We start from the raw sequence: 2,742 nt of genomic DNA, 5'->3' as shown, positions 1-2,742 counted from the left end.
ATTTTTATAATGGTGATATCTCTCCAGTTATTAATGATTGGAGTATATAAAATAAGTTAGAACAGTAGAGCATCTACTCATTTGATAGTTTTTTGTTGTTATCTTTGAGAATGAATAAGTTATGAAATCTGAACAAAGTAAAAAAAGCGAGTGGTCTCTGATAATCAAGCTGCTCTTAGGGATTAGCGTTGGTTCGATAATTGGTTTATTTGCCAGTGAAGATATGATGTCTATCATTGTGTCGGCAAAATATGTACTAGGACAGTTTATATTTTTCACCGTGCCACTGGTTATTATTGCATTTATTGCACCTGCGATTACCAAACTTAAATACAACGCGAATAAGATGTTAGGAGCCGGGATCGGGATTGCTTATTTGTCTGCAGTCGGCGCGGCTTGTTTTGCTTATTTTGCCGGGTTGGTCATTATACCTCACCTCTCTGTCCCGAATGTCATTGATAGCTTGCATGAACTGCCAGAAGCTGGCTTTAAATTGTCGATACCGCCGGTGATGTCAGTGATGTCTGCATTGGTGCTGGCAATCCTTTTGGGCATCACGGCACTGGGCACCAAAGCTGAGATCATGGAAAGGGCACTGAATGAATTTGAGAGAATGATGATGATGGCTATTAAGTCTGTCGTTATCCCGATCCTGCCTTTTTTCGTTGCCGCGACATTTGCCGGGCTAGCCTATGAGGGCACTTTGACTCAGCAGTTGCCGGTATTTTTGAAGGTTGTTGTTTTGGCGCTGGTGGGGCATCTTATTTGGCTGACGGTGCTTTACATGATTGCTGGCCTGGTTTCTGGTAAAAATCCGTGGGAAGTCATCAAGCACTATGGCCCGGCGTATCTCACCGCGGTGGGCACTATGTCTAGTGCGGCAACGCTTCCGGTGTCTTTGAGCTGTGCCAGAAAGTCTAAGGTGCTTAGCAAAGAAACGGTGGATTTTATGGTGCCCTTGGGTGGGACGATTCACCTATGCGGATCTGTTTTGACAGAAACTTTATTTGTGATGGTTATTTCATTGATGCTCTATGGTGCAGTTCCTTCAGTTGGCACCATGGCTGTATTTATCTTGTTGTTCGGGATTTTCGCCATTGGCGCGCCAGGTGTACCAGGAGGAACGGTTATGGCCTCTATGGGAATCGTTGTTGGCGTTCTCGGCTTTGATCCTGCTGGTGTCGCATTGCTTATCGCAATATTTGCATTGCAGGATAGCTTTGGTACGGCATGTAACGTTACCGGTGATGGCGCTATCACGTTAATGCTCGAAGGCCTGTTTAATAAAAATGGTGAATTGGCAGATACCGCACCGGTTCATAATACTTAAATCGATACAAGAATAAATAAGCGGCCGTTTGGCACACGGTCGCTGTTTATGAGCGTAGTCTGAGAGAGTGTAAAGACTAACAGTGCCTTTGGCAGAATATAGGTTTTCGAGCAAAATACGTGTTACATCAATGATTGAAGACGGCTGCTCTTCTAAACTGGCGGAAACTATTCCATCCGTTTAGATCATGAGCCAGACCGACATTCAGCAAAAAATAGCCAGTTTTACTTCAATAGAACAGGCGCTTGAATACTTCGAAATCGACTTTGATAGCCGCTTTATTAATGAGTATCGTACGCAGTTGGTGAAGCGTTTTAACGGGTACCTGTTGATTTCAAAACCGGACGATTGGTTTTCAGCCCGTCGCGCACTCAAAAATGCCTATTGCAAGGTACAGCGAAGTCGCCTGGACCCTCATACCCGATCCGCCTGTCGAGGCTGTACCTCGTGTCAGCGTCGTTAAGTGTGGTACCGCAAGTTGCATAACCTATAAAAGTGTAGGCGCTAAAGATTATGCATTGGTGGCTATACATTCACTTTTCTTTTGTTTGGTGAATAACTTCTATTAACATTAAAAAAGATGTACGCATCAGGTATCCAGACCATGCGCAAATCCCAATGAATTTTGCCGCATCTTCAATAAAACCTAAGAAAGGAGGTTTCGGAAGAATATCAATACATATACTGATAAATAAAAGCGTCCCACCTATAAAGAGAAGGAAGTTCTCTGTCTGTGATATTACATTTAAGTGTTTGAAAATAATAAACAAACTCAAGAAGGCATAGATTGCGAAAATGACATGCTCTTTAATGCTAAAGTACGGAAGAATGGCATCATGAAGAAGGAATAAGTCATCCAGGCTTAAGAGTAAGGTGAGAGAACCTAGCAAAATTAATAAATAGGGCTCTTGTTTTTTTGTTGCAGTACTTAGCATTACCGTACCACAGAATAACGCTATTGCAGCTGAGCAAGCCCACATAAGGATCCCCATATTACTTCCAAATCCAGTCCAGATCTCACCATCTAAGTAAAGTATTGGATCTGACATGCTTTCATAGATGTAAGGCTCACCGAGGAAAGCTAGAAATAGCATCGATAAGGTTGAGGGGATAAAAATGAAGCCATTGACCCATTTAGGGGCCTGTACGATTTTCAATTTCCTAACATTAGATAAAAACATCAATACAATCCTTGTTAAGTGTGTTTGCTGACAGTAACTGTCTAATTTTAGCTTATTATTTAGACTTATTAGCGTTATCCGCGAATCAGGAATACCGAGATATCGGCGTGGTCTGAAATGTAGTTTCCGTGGTTGGCAAAAATATAATCGCTGACATTGGGGATATGGGTTGCCATGAGAATAAGATCTGCGCCAATTTCATCGATGGCGTCAAGGAGCTTCTTGTTAAGA

General features: G+C 42.4%; 4 protein-coding genes. 2 read left to right on the top strand and 2 right to left on the bottom strand.

The annotated features are described in order from the left end of the window. Positions 1–121 precede the first annotated feature (121 nt). Complete coding sequence (locus tag MHN01_RS23605; protein ID WP_239413793.1) at positions 122–1,330, top strand: dicarboxylate/amino acid:cation symporter; 1,209 nt, start codon at positions 122–124, stop codon at positions 1,328–1,330. Between the two features lie 187 nt (positions 1,331–1,517). After that, on the top strand, positions 1,518–1,793 hold the full coding sequence (locus tag MHN01_RS23600; protein WP_239413792.1) for a nitrogenase-stabilizing/protective protein NifW: 276 nt from the start codon (positions 1,518–1,520) through the stop codon (positions 1,791–1,793). A gap of 70 nt (positions 1,794–1,863) precedes the next feature. Here MHN01_RS23600 and MHN01_RS23595 read toward each other — a convergent pair whose 3' ends face one another. Together MHN01_RS23595 and MHN01_RS24775 are read right to left on the bottom strand one after the other, a co-directional pair. After that, complete coding sequence (locus MHN01_RS23595) at positions 1,864–2,511, bottom strand: hypothetical protein (RefSeq protein ID WP_239413791.1); 648 nt, start codon at positions 2,509–2,511, stop codon at positions 1,864–1,866. Positions 2,512–2,585: 74 nt separating this feature from the next. Next, a partial coding sequence (locus MHN01_RS24775) for a universal stress protein (RefSeq protein WP_370646553.1) occupies positions 2,586–2,742 on the bottom strand: 157 nt, incomplete at its 5' end.

Source organism: Photobacterium sp. OFAV2-7, from assembly GCF_022347985.1.
Lineage (GTDB): Bacteria > Pseudomonadota > Gammaproteobacteria > Enterobacterales > Vibrionaceae > Photobacterium.
This window is presented reverse-complemented; position numbering and strand designations above follow the sequence as displayed.

Coding starts and splice junctions, on each gene's coding strand:
- MHN01_RS23600 (WP_239413792.1), top strand. CDS start 1,518: ATGAGCCAGACCGACATTCAGCAAAAAATAGCCAGTTTTACTTCAATA.
- MHN01_RS23605 (WP_239413793.1), top strand. CDS start 122: ATGAAATCTGAACAAAGTAAAAAAAGCGAGTGGTCTCTGATAATCAAG.
- MHN01_RS23595 (WP_239413791.1), bottom strand. CDS start 2,511: ATGTTTTTATCTAATGTTAGGAAATTGAAAATCGTACAGGCCCCTAAA.